The sequence below is a fragment of the Micromonospora sp. RL09-050-HVF-A genome (assembly GCF_019374995.1).
Taxonomy (GTDB): Bacteria; Actinomycetota; Actinomycetes; order Mycobacteriales; family Micromonosporaceae; genus Micromonospora; species Micromonospora antibiotica.
Genome location: NZ_JAGKQP010000002.1, coordinates 466430 through 480602, shown reverse-complemented (window position 1 = coordinate 480602; position 14173 = coordinate 466430). Strand labels below are relative to the sequence as shown.

Here is a 14173-nt window from a genome sequence, read left to right as displayed (position 1 = left end):
GGCGTCGTGTCCATCGTCGAGGACGTCGGAGCCCAGGTACGGGCCGCCGCCGAGGAGTTCCCGCTGGCCCAGCTCGCCCTGGCCCTGGAGAAGTTCGGCCAGGCCACCGAGCGGCTGCGCTGGGTACGTCAGGAGTCGGCCAACCCGATGGGGGTGCCGGAACTCGCCGCCGCCACCGAGCACGCCGAGTCGGCCGGGCACGCCCTGCGGGTCGCCCAGGAGCAGCTCTCCGGATACCTGGCCGCCATCGGGCTGGCCCCCGACGGCCCGCCCCCGGCCCGCGCCGACGGTCCCGCGCCACGCCACGACGGGCCCAGGGGCGAGAGCACCGCACCGCCGGCCGCACCGGCACCGGCCGCCGACGAGGACCCCACCGTCAAACGCTGGTGGGCGGTCCGGGTGGCCGAGCTGACCGGCGGGCGGGAAGGCCCCGCCGAGCAGCCGGACGAGCGGGTCGCCGACTCGCGTGAGCTGCTGCGTCGGGTGGTGGCCGGCATCCGCTCCGGCGACCGGGACCGGCTGCACCGGGAGCTGCGCGCCGCCCATGCCGACGTAGGCCTCGGCCTGGCCGCGATCGCCCCGCCGCTGCTGCGCGACCTCGCCGGGGAACTACTCGGCCACCCGCCCCGCGCCGACGACCTGCCCCGGTTGCGCCGGGAGCTGGACGGCCGGGTCCGCGACCTGCTGCCCGGCCTGCCCCCACCGGTGCTGCACACCCTGCTCACCCGGGTCTGCCGGATGCCCCCACCACGCCGGGGTGACGGGGACGACGCGCAACCCCACGCCGCCGACCCCGCCGTCACCGCAGGCGTGCTCACCGGTGTGCTGCTGGCCCGGCTCGGCCGGGAGCTGCCCCGCGAGGACCACGACCCGTCGCGGCAGCCGGCCCCGCAGCCGCCCGAGCGGACACCGCAGGCCGACCGCTCCCGCCCGCGTCCGCTCGCCGAGCGGCACCCCGAGCCACGCCCACCGCGCCGGCCCGAGCCGGCCCCACCCCGCCGACCCGAGCCGGGCCCGCCGCCGGGAGCGGGGCCACCCACCGGGTTTCCCGCGCCGGGCCGCAGGAGTCCGTGGGCGGACGGTGGGCCCCGTGGCTGACCTGCGCGCCCAGGTGGCGGCGCGGGTGCGGGGGATGCTCTCCGAGGCGCTCGGCGTCACCCGTACCCGGCTCGCCTCGGCGGAGGTGGAGCTGACCGCCGCCCGGGACCGACTGACCCGGGTCCGGCGGGCCGCCACCGCCGTACCGGAGCGGGTCGGCGCGGAACGTGACCGACGACTCGTCGAGATCGACCGACGACACGCCGCCCGGCTCGCCGAACTGGCCCACCGGGCGACCGAGGCCGCCCGGCGGGAGGCCCCGGGGCGGCCGGCATGCCGTGGTCCGGGTGGCGGGTCACCCCGGCGGGACGCGGCGAGAGCCCCGGCCCGCTGCGCGTCGGCACCCTGCGGGTGCCCGGAGCGGAACCCGTCCCGGCGCTGGTGCCGCTGCTCGACGCCGGTCACGTACAGCTGCTCGGTGACGACCGGGAGGGCGCCGACGCGGTGGTGTCGGCGCTGCTGCTGCGCGGGGTCGGCCGGGCCGAGCCGGGCGCGGTCCGGCTCTACGGCTACGACCCCGAACACCTCGGTGGCGGCTTGGCCGGCTTCGCTCCGCTCGGCACCGCCGGGCTGCTCACCTTCGTCGGGCCGGGCGGGCTGGCCCGGCTCCTCGACGATCTGGTGGAACAGATCCGCCGGATCAACGAGACGGTGCTGGCCGGCGAGTACGGCACGCTGCGCGCCCTGGCCGTGGCCACCGGCCGACGCCCCGAACCGTGGCGGGTGGCGGTACTGCTCGGCGGGGACGAGTTGTCCCGGCACGAACGTGGCCAGCTCGACCGGGTGGTCCGCACCGGCGCGGCCTGCGGGGTGCACCTGGTGACACGCGGCATCGACCTGCCGGACGACCCGAGCCTCACCCGGATCGTCACCGGGCCGGGCGGGGTCCGCATCGGCGACCCACCCGGCCCCCCGGTACGCCTCGACCCGCCCCCACCGGCCACCCTGGTCACCGAGACCTGCCGGGAGGTCGCCACCCGGGTCAACGCCGGGCCGCCACCGACCCCCTTCACCGACCTGCTCCCCCCGCCGGAGCAGATGTGGAAGGACGACTCGGCGCACGGGCTGACCGCCCCGATCGGCGAGGGACCGCACGGCCGGCCGGTGCTGCTGACCCTCGGCGACTATCCCCCGCACGCGCTGATCGGCGGGCCGTCCGGCACCGGCAAGACCAACCTCATCTTCGCCTGGATCGGTGCGCTGGCCGCCCGCTACTCCCCCGCCGAGCTGGAGTTCTATCTGCTCGACTTCAAGGAGGGGGTGTCCTTCGCCCGGTTCGCCCAGGGCCGCCGTGACCCGAGCTGGCTGCCGCACATGCGGCTGGTCGGGATCAACGTGAACACCGACCGGGAGTTCGGCCTGGCCCTGCTGCGTTTCCTCGCCGAGGAGCTGCGCCGACGCGCCGACGCGGCCAAGAAACACGAGGTGACCAAGCTGGCCGAGCTGCGCGCGGTGGACCCGACCGGGCACTGGCCCCGGATCGTCGCGGTGGTCGACGAGTTCCAGGCGCTGCTGGCCGGTCGGGACGTGGTGGCCCGGGAGGCCGCCGACCTGCTGGAGGACCTGGCCCGACGCGGTCGGTCGCAGGGCATCCACCTGGTACTCGCCTCGCAGGACGTCCGGGGCATCGAGGCGCTGTGGGGGCGGCCCGCCCTGGTCGCCCAGTTCACCCTGCGGATCGCCCTGCCCAAGGCGCTGCGCATCCTCGCCGAACGCAACGACGCCGCGCAGGCGCTGCCCCGCCACCACGCGGTGGTCAACGCCGAGTCGGGGATGACCGAGGGCAACCAGGTGGCCCGCATCCCGTCGGCCAGCGACTGGGAGACCTGGAGCGAGTTGCAGCACCGGCTGTGGCGGATGCGGCCCGCCGACGCCGCCCCGGCACGGCTCTTCGACGGCGACGCCATCCCCCGGCTCGCCGAGGCACCCGACTTCCGGGCCCTCACCCCGCCGGAGGACGACCTCCCGCCGCGCGGCCCGGTCGCCGTGCTCGGGGAGATCATCGACGTGCAGTCCCGGTCGGCGGCGCTGCGGTTGCCCCGGGCGCCCGGGCGCAACCTCGCCGTCCTGGGCACCCGGGTCGACGAGGCGTGCGCGGTGCTCGACGCCGCCGCCCGCTCCCTGGCCCGGCAGCACCGCCCCGGTAGCGCCCGGTTCTCCATCGCCTGCCTCGACCCGGACGCCGACCCGGCGGCCCGCGCCCTCTACGAGGACCTCGCCGACGACGCCGCCTGGTACGACGAGGAGACGGTGGCCGAGCTGATGGCCGAGACGGCGACCGCGCTGACCCGCCCCGGCACCCCGTCCACCCCGCACTACCTGCTGCTGTTCGCCGTCGACGCGGCGGCGGGGGCGCTGGCGACCGGCTCACCCGGATCGACCGGGCTGGACCGGCTGCGCCGCATCCTGCACGACGGGCCGGAACGGCGTACCCACGTGCTGGCCTGGTGGCGGGGGGTGGCCCGGATGCGGGCGGACCTGGGCGGGCCGGCCGCCCGCACCGACCAGATCGGCGCCTGGGTGGCCCTGGACGTGCAGGGTGGCGAGCTGGGCTCGGCGCTCTACCCGGGCTCCGGCGGGCCGGACTGGTACCCGCGTCCGTGGCGTGGGCTCTTCTTCGACCGGGCGGTGCACCGCACCGGACAGGTGATCATCCCTTATGGTCCGTCCCGATGAACGAACCGGTCGCCAGTGACACCTACGCCGCGCACGTGCGCCGGCTCGCCGAACTGACCGGCCGGGTGGCCGCCCAGCGGGCCGAGGCGCAGGCCTGGCACGACCAGCAGTGCGCCGCCGCGCAACGGGCCGTGGCCCAGGCGAGCGCCCAACTGCGGGACGCCGAGCAGGAGGCCACCGACGCTCGGTCGATGCTGGAGCGGGTCGACACCGAGGTCGGTCACCTCTGGGCCGAGCTGCGCTCCCTGCTGGGCACCCGCCGCCTCGGCGACCCGCCGGGGCCGGCCCGGGACGTCACCGGCGACCCGGTGCCGCTGCTGCACGGCGTACGCGAGCTGCTGGACCGGACCGGGCAACGAGGTGAGCTGCCCGGGTCGGTGAACCCGCTGCTCGCCCTCTGCGGGGTGGCCGGGGCGGTCGTCGCGTACGCCCTCGGCGCCGGCGCCCGGGCCGTCGGCCAGCGCTACGGTGGTGACCTGGCCGTCGGGATGCCGGTACTGGCGCTGGTGGTGACGCTGCTCGGCCCGGTGGCCGGGCTGGCACCGGCGAAGCGGCTCGCCGACCGCCGGCATGCGCTGCTCGGCCCCCGCCCGTTGGCGGTCGTGCTGGCCGCCGGGGTGCTGACCACGATCCTGCTGCTGGTGTCGACCCGCTGACCACGCCCCGGACCGCCCGGCCCGGGGCGCAGGTCGGACCACTCGCCACCCCGGCCCGGGCCGGCGCTCACAGCGGTACGGCGACCGCCTCGCGTAGCAATCGACGGGCCAGCACCAACCGGTCGGCGTCGTCGTCGAGACCGGGCAGGTCGCCCACCCGCAGACCGGTGGACCCGAGCAGGGCACGCAGCGCCGCCGCACACTGGGCGGGCAGGGTGACGGTGCGGTCGACCAGCCGCAGCGCCACCCGGTCGGCGTCGGCGGTGAGCTGCCAGCGCAGGCCGCCCCGGGGTGCTATCCGGCTGTCGGCGGTGAGGCCGTCGAGTGCGGCGGCCTGGGCCAGCGGCCGGATCGGGGCCGGCCGGGCGGCCGGCCAGGCCCGGTCCCGCAGCCGGGCGGAGACCGCAGCCGGGTCGGCCCGCAGCAGCCAGTCGCGCAGCGCCTCGACGGTCTCGGTCAGCTCCGGCTCGATGGCGTCCGGGTCGGCGACGTCGGTGCCGAAGGGCAACCCGGCCCGCAGCCGGGGATCCTCGGCGGCCAGCGCCAGCAGCTCCTCGACCAGGGCGTACCGGGTCAGCGCCCGGATGCCGACGGTCAGGTGCAGCGAGCGGGACTCCTGCGCCTGGGCGCTGTGCAGCCAACCACGCGGCAGGTAGAGCGCGTCGCCCGGTTCGAGGACCACGTCCAGCGCGGCCGGGCCGTCGGCGGTGGCGGACACCTCGTCGGCCCGACCGCCCCAGGGCTGACGCTCCAACGGGTCGGTCAGCACGGGCGGGTGGATCCGCCAGCGCTTACGGCCGTCGACCTGGAGCACGAAGACGTCATGGGTGTCGTAGTGGGTGGCGAAGCCCTGGCTCCCCGGTGGGGTGAGATAGGCGTTGACCTGCAACGGCTGCGTCAGGGCGGCACCGAGGTCGCGGGCGAAGTCGACCAGGGCCGGCCAGAGCCGGTGCAGTCCCTGGAGCACCAGCGTCGCACCACCGGCGTACAGCTCCAGGATGCGCTCGTCGAGGACCTGGTCGCTGATCTCCGCGCCCGCGCCGCCGCCGCCGGTGAACCGCGCCGCCGGCACCAACTGGCCGTCGCGGGCCACCCGCAGGAACGGGGTACGCAGACCGCGCCGGCTGAGCAGCTCGTCGGCGTCGTCCGGGCTGAGCAGATCGGTGAACCCGGCGGCGTTGGGCAGCTCGGCGGCGCGGGACAGCAGTGGCGCGCGGCCCCAGTGGGCCGCGGCGAACTTGGCCGGTTCGACGCTGACGCAGCGCGCCAACGCCCGGGGCGCCGCAGACGGGACCGCCGGGCGGCCGTAGCCGCCCGGCGGGTCGATGATCGTCACGGTGCCGGTCAGCGGGCGCTGCCGTCGGCGCCACCGTCGTGCTGACCCGGGGTGGCCCCGCCGTCAGCCGGGCCCTCCGCGCTGCCGTCCGCGCCACCGTCGTGCTGACCCGGGGTCGCGCCGCCGTCAGCCGGGCCCTCGGCCCCGCCGTCCGCGCCACCGTCGTGCTGACCCGGGGTGGCCCCGCCGTCAGCCGGGCCCTCCGCGCTGCCGTCCGCGCCACCGTCGTGCTGACCCGGGGTCGCGCCGCCGTCGGCCGGACCTTCGAGGCCGCCGCCGCTGGTGGTCTGGATGTCGTCGTCGTTCAGTGCCATGGGTGCTCCCTCGGGTGTGCCGCCCCGCCACGGGCGGGGTCTGTCGTGCGGGTGGTACCCCCCACACGATCTTCTCTAACCACACCGTAGACGCCCGGTCCGACGCGCGGGACGGATCGCCGGGCCCGGGTCGGGGGCAACGTGCGACCCGGATCAGGGAATCAGCCGTTGCAGGTCCCTCGGCATGCCGGACTTCACGTCCTGCCACTCGCCCTGGGTGACGTGCCGGCGCAGGGCGTCCAGCACCACCTGCGCCACCCGCTGCGGGCCACCCTCGACGTCGTACGGGAAGCCCTGCCGGACCTCGTAGAGGAAGTCGTCCCGGTTGAGCTTGACCGGCACGTTCTCCGGCTGCCACCCGTCGAAGTAGATGCCCCGCACCAGGACCGGCAACTGGGCGGCGAACTCCGCGCACTCCTGCACGGTCATCCGGTCGCGCAGCAGGTGCAGCACCGTACGCAGCGCCGCGTACGACTGGTTGCGTCGCGCCCGGGGCCACCCGTACGCCTGCTCGATGTCCTTGAGGATCAGGTTGGTCTTGTCCACCGACGACTCGAACGCCGACATCAGTTGCTCCGCCATCGGGTCACCTCCCGGCCTTCGGCTCGCCGTCCCACCGACGGTCGTCGGCACGTCGGGGTGGCCCCGACGGTCCCCGCCCCTGGCGGGCCGGACTCCCGCCCCGGCCGATCCGCTCCGGTCGACGGGTGTCCCCACCCGAGCCGACGACGTGCAGCACCGCGCCCCGTCGTGGGTCCACCACCACCCGCACCGCCATCTCGGTCACCTCCGTGCCCGTTCTCGGTGTCCGGCCGCACGACGCGACCGGTCGGCCCTGCCGGCCGGCACGGCCGGGAGCATCGCCCCGGTCCGCCAGCACCGGCCGGCACCTTCGATGCTGCCCGGTGGCGGGGTGAGTCGTCCTCACCCCGACGAGGTGAAACCAGGCGACCTGGGGGGAGGTGACCGGCGTCGGTCACCGGCCGGTGGTGGCGGCACCAGGGCCGCGGTCAGCGGCCGGCCGCACGTGGTGGACGGCGGTCGGCGCGTGGTGGCGGGAGGGCTGCGGTCAGGCGGCCCGCCGCTCCCGGTTCTGCTTGCAGGTCACGCAGGCGGTGGCCGAGGGGTAGATCTCGAGCCGCTCCACCGGGATCGGCGCCGTGCAGCCCTCGCAGAAGCCGTAGGTGCCCTCGTCCAGCCGGGTCAGCGCGTGCTCGAACTGGGCCCGCCGGTCGAGGATGGTGCGCAGCAGGGACTGGGCGGTGTCCCGCTCGGCGGTCTTGGTGCCGCTGTCGGCCTGGTCGTCGCCGGCGGTGTCGCCGACCTCCACCAGCCGCAGCACCTGGCTCTGCGCGACGGCCTGCTCGTACTCCGCGGACAACTCGTCGTAACGGGCCCGCAGGGAGGTCCGGATCTGGTCGGCCTCCGCCGTGGTACGGGCGGTGCCGACGGTGTCGTGGACGAGCATCGCTGCCTGCCTTTCCTGGGACCGGCGCGGCCGAACGGCGCGCTCCGGACTCGGACGGCACGGTTGAGATCACCCGTGCCGGATGAGCCCCGCGATTACCCACTCTCCCGATCCAGCAAACCATCGGGTTTCCCGGTCCGGTGAGCGCCGCCTCCCGCGAGCCACGCCGAGGGCTCAGCCGGTCGCCTCGTCCCGCTGCACCCAAGCCGGGTGGCGGGGGTCGTCGACCCGGACCACCACGTCGGCGAAGGAGGCCGGGGCGACCTCGTCGGCATACCGGGCGAAGGCCGGGAGGGTCCACCGCTGCGCCGGTTCGGTGCGCCGGGCCAGCGCGCCCGGCGAGAGCACCAGGTGCACGGTGACGTCGAACGGGAGTCCCCCACCGAGCAGGAACGCCCCACTGACCACCAGCACCGTACCCGGGGACAGGACCCGGTAGGCCGCCCGGCTGGCCCGGTCGGCCGCCGCGTCCCACAGCGAGGGCAGCACCCGCCCGGTGCCACCGGGGCCGGCCGGGTCGAGCACCTCCCGACGCAGGCCGGCCTCGTCGGTCCAGCTCTCGTAGTAGGCGTCGGGGTTGGTCCGGCCGGTTTCGTAGCGGACCGAGGCGGGCCGGAGGAAGTCCCCGGCACGCAGGTGCACCGCCGGGCGACCCCCGGCGCGCAGCGGGTCGATCAGGGCGGCGGCGAGCCGCTCGGGAGCCGCAGCCGGTGGGCCGTCGACCGCGACCCGTAGATGGGCCGGCGCAGCGGATCCGGCGGAGGCCGGTGCGGACGCGACCGTGAGGAGCCGTTCGGTCAACTCGGCGACGAGCCGGTCGGGCGAGATCGGACGGACACGCATCCCCCCATGGTGCCCTGCGGGCCCTCAGCCGGTGCGGTCGACGGTGACCCGGGCGTCGTCGGCGAGCCGGTAGCCCACCCCGTAGACCGTGGTCACCAGCGGGACGTCGATGCCGACCTTGCCGCGCAGCCGACGGACGTGCACGTCCACGGTGCGTACCCCGGCATGCTCGTAGCCCCACACGGCGTTGAGCAGTTGCAACCGGGTGAACACCCGACGGGGGTGGGCCACCAGGTGCAGCAACAGGTCGAACTCCAGTCGGGTCAGCGGCAGCGGCTCGCCGTCGCGCAGCACCGAGCGGGAGGAGGCCAGGATGTGCAGCATCGGGATGGTGGCCGCGAGGGACCGACCCGGGGACCGGCCGGCCGGGACCTGGTCGGGTCGCCGCTCGGCGGGGACGCCGGTGGTGGTGATGGTGCCCTCGCCGCGTTCCAGCATCTCGCGGGCGGCCTCCAGCAGCCGGCGGGCCGGCGGGGTCAGCGACTCCTCGCTGGCCAGCGGGATCGACAGGGTCACGGTGAGCACGGGGGTCACGCCGTTGGCCGGCCGACGCTGGCCGCCGGGGGGTCGACCCGGGACCGAGGGTTGGGACGTATGCCATCCGGCGCGCGACGATGCGGGGCTGACCGACATGGTCCTCCTTGGGCTGGTCCGGGTAACTCCGCACGGCCCGGGACGCCGCTGCATCGATGCTTCCCGGCCCCTGGACGGGGGTCAAGGGGCGACCGCGTTGCATGAATGTGACAATTGACGAACAGTTCGCAGCCGGTCCCTCGCTCTGCGTACGAGCCAGATGATTACAGCAGAAGCGCCGACGTGTCCCAAAACGGGGGGTGCCTGCGCGTCAGGGCACCACCACGACGACGCGACGCACCCGCTCGGCTGAGCCGGGTGCGTCGCGAATGGGTCCGACGGTCAGCGGAAGCGGTCCACCCGGACCCTCGCCTCGTCGGCGAGCCGGTAACCCACTCCGTACACGGTGGTCACCAGCGGGGTGTCCACGCCGAACTTGGCGCGCAGCCGCCGGACGTGCACGTCCACGGTACGGGCGACGGCGTGCTCGTACCCCCAGACGCTGCCGAGCAGCTGGAGCCGGGTGAAGACCCGGTGCGGGTGCTCGGCGAGGAAGAGCAGCAGGTCGAACTCGATGCGGGTGAGCGAGATCTCCCGCTCGCCCTGGCGCACCACCCGGGTCCCGGCGAAGATCCGCAGGGTCTGCGGGTCGTCACCGGCCGGCGAGGGGTCCATCGTGGCCGGCGACGGGCGCGGGGGCGGCACCGACGACAGCAGGCGCGGGGCGGTCGGCTCGCTGAGCCGGACCGCCCCCTCCCCCGTCTCGACCAGTTCGCCGAGCAGGTCGACCAGGCGGGCCAGCCGGGGCGTCAGCGGCCCGGCGGCCAGGTCCAGGGTGATGGTCACCGACGGCGTGGACCGGGGCCGACCCGGCGCCACCCGGTCGGGGCGGCCCGGTGGGTGCGGACGCGCGGTGAGGGTGACGAGGGACATGGGAGCCTCCTGTGTGGCGGTGCGTCCGCCACGCCCGGTGGGGCGCGACGGTCAGTGCGGCGTCCGGCCGGCGGTCACCGGCGGCGCGAGGGAGGGGGTACGGGGCGACGGCGCCGGCCCCAGGGTCGGCAGTCCGGCGATCCGCCAGGCGACAAATCCGCCGACCACGTCGGTGGCCCGGTGCAGCCCGAGATCCTGCAACGCGACGGCGGCCAACGACGAGGTGTAGCCCTCCTGGCAGATCACCAGCACCGGCAGGTCGTAGCCGGCCGCCTCGGGTAGCCGGGCCGGGCAGCGTGGATCGAGCCGCCACTCCAGCACGTTGCGTTCGATCACCAGAGCGCCCGGCACGGTGCCGTGGGCGGCCCGTTGGGCGGCCGGCCGGATGTCGACCATCAGTGATCCGCCCCGGTGGGCCAGGTGCGCCTGCTCGGGGTCGAGCCGGCGCAGGCGGGTGCGGGCCTCGGCGAGGATCTCGTCGATGCCACGCGAACCCGGTGGCGGGGCCGGACAACTCTCGGTGAGGGTGAGGTGCTGCGGCATCGTCGCGGTCCTTCCATGGGCGAGCCGACGGGCGGGCGGAACAGGGGCGGGGGCGGGGACAGCGGCAGGGACGGGGACAGCGGCGGCGGGGGCGTCACCAGGAGACGCCGGCGAGGGCGACCTCGGCCACCTGGAGCCGGCCGTCGACGAGGTGGTACCGGGTCATGTGGCGCAGTGCGGGCCGGTAGACGTGCACGCTGACCGCGGGCCGGTCGCCCCGGTTGGTCACCACGTGCACGTGGCGGGGGCCGAACCGTCGCCCGGCCCCGGCAGCGAGCCGGTGCGGGCGCAGCCGTCCACCGGAGACCGTCTGTTCGGTCAACTCACCGGCGACGACCAGGAAGGCGCCCGAGGAGCCACCGTGATCGTGCAGGTCGGTGCCCTGACCGGGCAGCCAGCTCAGCGCCCAGACCTCGTGGTCGTCGGCCGAGACGAGCCGGGCGTACCACCGCTCGGCGCGGTCGAAGCACAGCGGCACCGCCCAGGTGGTGGGGTCGGTGTACCGGCCCGCGACGGCGAGCAGGTCGGCGGTGTGGATGCTGGTCATGGTCACTCCCGTGGTGAAACGTCCCGCACCACTCTAAGCTGTAAAGCCTATAGGTTTAGTAGGTAATACCGCATGCTGGGACAGGCGGTGCGGGCCGGCCCGCTCCGGCATCCGGACGGGTGACAGCGGGCACCCGGCGACCACGCCCCCGCCCGCGCCCGGACCTCTAGGCTGGACCGGTGACCGAGGAGTTGGACGCCGAGACGCTGGCCTTCGCCCACCGCATGTTCGACCTGGCCCGGCTGGGCGAGGCCACCGAACTCGGCGGCCACGTCGACGCCGGGCTACCGGTGAACATGACCAACGACAGGGGCGACACCCTGCTCATCCTGGCCGCCTACCACGCCCACCCGCAGACCGTGGCGGTGCTGCTGGCCCGGGGCGCGGACCACACCCGGGTCAACGACCGGGGGCAGACGGCGCTCGCCGCAGCGGTGTTCCGGCGCGACGCCGAGACGGTACGTGCCCTGCTCGACGCCGGAGCCGACCCGGAGCACGGCACCCCGTCGGCGGTGGAGACGGCCCGCTTCTTCGACCTGCCGGAGATGCTCACCCTGCTCGCCACCCGCTGACCCCGGCTCCGGCGGGGACACCGGCCAGCCGCGACGGGCGCGGCGGCCTCCGGGCCCGGTCGACTCGGCCCGGTCGACGGTGCGGTGTCCTGGCAGGCGGACACCGCGTCGGCGACCCCCCGGAGTGGACCTTCCGCCCGACCGGTCGGCGTGGTCGGGGTCACCCGGCCGGCTTGTCGGCCTCGATCAGAAAGCGGCGGGAGTGGGCGACGAACACACCGTCGGCCCGGATCCGCGCGTGCAGCCGCTCCAACTGCGGCCGGTACCGCTCGACGTCGAAGTCCGGCACGGTCCAGACCACCTTACGCAGGAACCAGACCACGGCACCGACGTCGTGGAACTCCACCCGCAGGACGGCCCGCTCGAGGCGCACCACGTCGAGGCCGGCGGCCCGGGCGGCGGCCACCGCCTGGGCGGTGTGCCGGGTGGCCGGCGGCGGCAGGGGCCCCAGCACCGCCTCGCTCAGCTCGCGCATGGTGCCGGCGCCGATCTGCTGGGACAGGTAGTGGCCGCCGGGCCGCAGCACCCGGGCGATCTCCGCCCACGGGGTGTGCACCGGGTGCCGGCTGGTCACCAGGTCGAAGGCGGCGTCCCGGAACGGCAGGCCCGCGTCGGGGTCGACCTGCACCACCCGCCCGTCGAGCCGTTCCAGCGTCCGCCGGGCGACCGCGACGTTCGGCGGCCACGCCTCGGTGGCGACCAGCAGCGGGGGCGGCTGCGGCACCTCGGCGAGCACCTCACCACCACCGGTGTCGATGTCCAACGCCGACTGGGCCGCCGCCATCCGGGCGGCCGACAGGCGGGCGTAACCCCACGGTGGGCGTTCCTCGGTGGCCCGGCCGCCCAGCCAGTCGAACCCCCAGCCGTCGACGGGGGCCACCGCCGCCTCGGCGATCAACTCGGCACAGCTCCGACCGACCATCCGCCCACCCTGCGGCACCCCGGCGCGAGCAGCAACCCCATTGTCCGCGCCGGACCCCACCCGGATCGCCGCCCGGCGCGTTGCCGGGGCGGGGACAGCGGTCAGGGGGCGGGACGGACGATCTCGACGGTGGAGCCGGCGGGGAGGGCGTCGAAGGCGTCGAAGCCGGTGGGCTCCGGGAGGCCGGAATCGAACTGGCGCATCAGCCGGGCACCGAGCCCGACGCCGACCGCACCGACCGTCAGCGCCACCAGCTCGGTCACCAGCAGCACCCCGGTCGCACCACGCTGTGGGGCGTCCGCCCGGATCAGGCAGGCCAGCAGGAAGAGCGCGGCCATGCCGGCGTTGACCATGTTGAAGGTGATCATGGTGCGACGGTGCGGCCCCGGCCGTACGTCCCACAGGTCGATCATGCCGGCCACTGCGGCGAGCCCGGCGGCCACCAGCGCGGCGACCGCCGTCCAGTAGCCGACCTCACCGAGAAAGGCCGGACCACCGGCCACGTCGGCGAGGTCGAAGACGGTGGCGCTGACGAAGAGCCCGAACGGGAACGTCACGAGCATCGGTTGGATGGGATGCCCCTGCACCCTCAGGCGGCTCTCCATCGTTTCCTCCCCGGGATCGGCTCAGCTCACCGGTCCAGGGTGCTACCCGCACGCCGCTGCGACGAAACGGTCGGGCCGTGATTCGCGGGTCCGGAGAGAAACGACACCGTCGGCTGACGCCGTACCGGGATCAGCATCGGCGACATGGCGGCATCGCCATACGTCGATACTGCTACGTCGGCCCCGGCGAGCGGGTCGACCGAACCGGCCGGTCGTCAGGACTCGCGGGGGCGGGAGACCGTGGTGACCAGCCGTTCGGCCACCTCCCGTAGCGGGATGTCCAGTGAGGACGCCGCGCTGCGCAGCACGTCGAGGGCCTCCGGCGCCGGGCAGCCCCGCTGGGTCATGATCACCCCGACGGCCTGGCCGACGACGTTCTCCCCGAGCAGCGCGCCGTCACGTTCGCTGTCCCGCTCGGCCCGCCTGGCCCGGTCCCGTACGGCGGCCAGCAGCAGTCCCGCGTGCTCGGCGAGCAGCATCGCGGTGAGCTGGTGCCGGGTGCCCAGCGTGCCGTGCCGGCCGGCGTACAGGTTGATCGAGCCGATCGCCCGCTCGTCCACGTCCACCGGGGCGGAGATCACCCCGCGCACGCCGAGCCGGCGGGCGCGGTCGGTCCAGGCCGCCCACCGGTCCTCGACGGTCAGATCCGTCGCGATGATCATCTCGCGGCGGCGGATGGCGCTCATCGCTGGTGACTCCGCACCGTGCCCCAGGTCGTCCAGCTCGGCCAGCCGGGGGTCCGACGCGGCCACCCCGGCGGGCTCACCGGCCCGCAGCGCGGTGAAACCGCACCAGAGCACCCCCGGGACGGCGTCCGCGGCGATCCGGACCAGCTCGGTCAGCGCCTCGTCGAAGTCGTCGACCGCGATCAGCCCCGCGGTCAGCTCCCGCAGCAGGGCGGCCGTCTCCAGTACCCCGAGCGTGTCGATGGTCAGCTCCCGCATGTCCAGGTTCACCGGCCCACGGGCTCCGTCGTACAGCTGCCGCCCGGCACCGGCGTCGTTGCCTGTGTCATCGTGATGATCTCTCCCCCGAGTCGTGGGCCCCGGGCTACTACCCTGGCAAAACCGGATCGAAACCGCGTAAA

General features: G+C 75.3%; 16 protein-coding genes and 1 pseudogene. 4 read left to right on the top strand and 13 right to left on the bottom strand.

What is annotated here, in order from left to right; translation table 11 throughout:
• The first annotated feature begins 6 nt into the window (after nucleotides 1-6).
• The 3 genes and pseudogenes from J7462_RS02390 to J7462_RS02380 all read left to right on the top strand — a co-directional run bounded on the left by J7462_RS02390 (nucleotide 7) and on the right by J7462_RS02380 (nucleotide 4430).
• Nucleotides 7-1098, top strand: coding sequence for a hypothetical protein (locus J7462_RS02390; RefSeq protein ID WP_308290702.1), 1092 nt, complete (start codon nucleotides 7-9; stop codon nucleotides 1096-1098).
• Nucleotides 1091-3774 (top strand): annotated as a pseudogene (locus J7462_RS02385) (FtsK/SpoIIIE domain-containing protein). Before J7462_RS02390 ends, J7462_RS02385 begins: the two are co-directional and overlap by 8 nt.
• Entirely contained in the window at nucleotides 3771-4430 is a 660-nt protein-coding gene (locus J7462_RS02380) for a hypothetical protein (RefSeq protein ID WP_219461155.1), read from the top strand. The pseudogene J7462_RS02385 and the gene J7462_RS02380 overlap by 4 nt, the downstream one beginning before the upstream one ends.
• A 67-nt stretch (nucleotides 4431-4497) precedes the next feature.
• On the opposite strand, the gene J7462_RS02375 is transcribed toward J7462_RS02380, so the two are convergent.
• The 10 genes from J7462_RS02375 to J7462_RS02330 form a co-directional block, all read right to left on the bottom strand.
• On the bottom strand, nucleotides 4498-5766 hold the full coding sequence (locus tag J7462_RS02375; RefSeq protein WP_219461152.1) for a JmjC domain-containing protein: 1269 nt from the start codon (nucleotides 5764-5766) through the stop codon (nucleotides 4498-4500).
• 8 nt (nucleotides 5767-5774) lie between these two features.
• Nucleotides 5775-6080 carry a hypothetical protein gene (locus tag J7462_RS02370; protein ID WP_208566288.1) on the bottom strand — a complete coding sequence of 102 codons (306 nt, stop codon included), beginning with the start codon at nucleotides 6078-6080 and terminating at the stop codon, nucleotides 5775-5777.
• A gap of 153 nt (nucleotides 6081-6233) precedes the next feature.
• Entirely contained in the window at nucleotides 6234-6662 is a 429-nt protein-coding gene (locus tag J7462_RS02365; protein WP_208566289.1) for a DUF2267 domain-containing protein, read from the bottom strand.
• Nucleotides 6663-6666: 4 nt separating this feature from the next.
• Entirely contained in the window at nucleotides 6667-6858 is a 192-nt protein-coding gene (locus J7462_RS02360) for a hypothetical protein (protein ID WP_219461148.1), read from the bottom strand.
• A 291-nt stretch (nucleotides 6859-7149) separates the two neighbouring features.
• Complete coding sequence (locus J7462_RS02355; RefSeq protein ID WP_219461145.1) at nucleotides 7150-7548, bottom strand: TraR/DksA C4-type zinc finger protein; 399 nt, start codon at nucleotides 7546-7548, stop codon at nucleotides 7150-7152.
• A 174-nt stretch (nucleotides 7549-7722) separates the two neighbouring features.
• Nucleotides 7723-8391: a uridine kinase gene (locus J7462_RS02350; protein ID WP_219461142.1), complete on the bottom strand. Its 669-nt coding sequence runs from the start codon at nucleotides 8389-8391 to the stop codon at nucleotides 7723-7725.
• A gap of 24 nt (nucleotides 8392-8415) precedes the next feature.
• Entirely contained in the window at nucleotides 8416-9024 is a 609-nt protein-coding gene (locus J7462_RS02345) for a winged helix-turn-helix domain-containing protein (RefSeq protein WP_219461137.1), read from the bottom strand.
• 282 nt (nucleotides 9025-9306) lie between these two features.
• Nucleotides 9307-9897 carry a winged helix-turn-helix domain-containing protein gene (locus tag J7462_RS02340; protein ID WP_219461132.1) on the bottom strand — a complete coding sequence of 197 codons (591 nt, stop codon included), beginning with the start codon at nucleotides 9895-9897 and terminating at the stop codon, nucleotides 9307-9309.
• Nucleotides 9898-9948: 51 nt separating this feature from the next.
• A complete protein-coding gene (locus J7462_RS02335; RefSeq protein WP_208566295.1) occupies nucleotides 9949-10440 on the bottom strand; it encodes a rhodanese-like domain-containing protein in 492 nt (163 codons plus the stop codon).
• A 94-nt stretch (nucleotides 10441-10534) separates the two neighbouring features.
• The gene (locus J7462_RS02330) at nucleotides 10535-10987 is read right to left on the bottom strand and encodes a cysteine dioxygenase family protein (RefSeq protein WP_219461128.1); all 453 of its coding nucleotides are present in this window, start codon (nucleotides 10985-10987) and stop codon (nucleotides 10535-10537) included.
• 179 nt (nucleotides 10988-11166) lie between these two features.
• Here J7462_RS02330 and J7462_RS02325 point away from each other — a divergent pair, with 179 nt between their 5' ends.
• Nucleotides 11167-11559 (top strand): ankyrin repeat domain-containing protein, encoded by a 393-nt coding sequence (locus J7462_RS02325; protein ID WP_208566297.1) that lies wholly within the window; start codon nucleotides 11167-11169, stop codon nucleotides 11557-11559.
• 160 nt (nucleotides 11560-11719) lie between these two features.
• Here J7462_RS02325 and J7462_RS02320 read toward each other — a convergent pair whose 3' ends face one another.
• The 3 genes from J7462_RS02320 to J7462_RS02310 all read right to left on the bottom strand — a co-directional run bounded on the left by J7462_RS02320 (nucleotide 11720) and on the right by J7462_RS02310 (nucleotide 14042).
• Nucleotides 11720-12481 (bottom strand): class I SAM-dependent methyltransferase, encoded by a 762-nt coding sequence (locus J7462_RS02320; RefSeq protein ID WP_219461124.1) that lies wholly within the window; start codon nucleotides 12479-12481, stop codon nucleotides 11720-11722.
• A gap of 101 nt (nucleotides 12482-12582) precedes the next feature.
• Nucleotides 12583-13086 carry a DUF2231 domain-containing protein gene (locus J7462_RS02315; protein ID WP_219461121.1) on the bottom strand — a complete coding sequence of 168 codons (504 nt, stop codon included), beginning with the start codon at nucleotides 13084-13086 and terminating at the stop codon, nucleotides 12583-12585.
• A 215-nt stretch (nucleotides 13087-13301) separates the two neighbouring features.
• Entirely contained in the window at nucleotides 13302-14042 is a 741-nt protein-coding gene (locus J7462_RS02310) for a GAF and ANTAR domain-containing protein (RefSeq protein WP_219461117.1), read from the bottom strand.
• Between the last annotated feature and the right edge of the window lie 131 nt (nucleotides 14043-14173).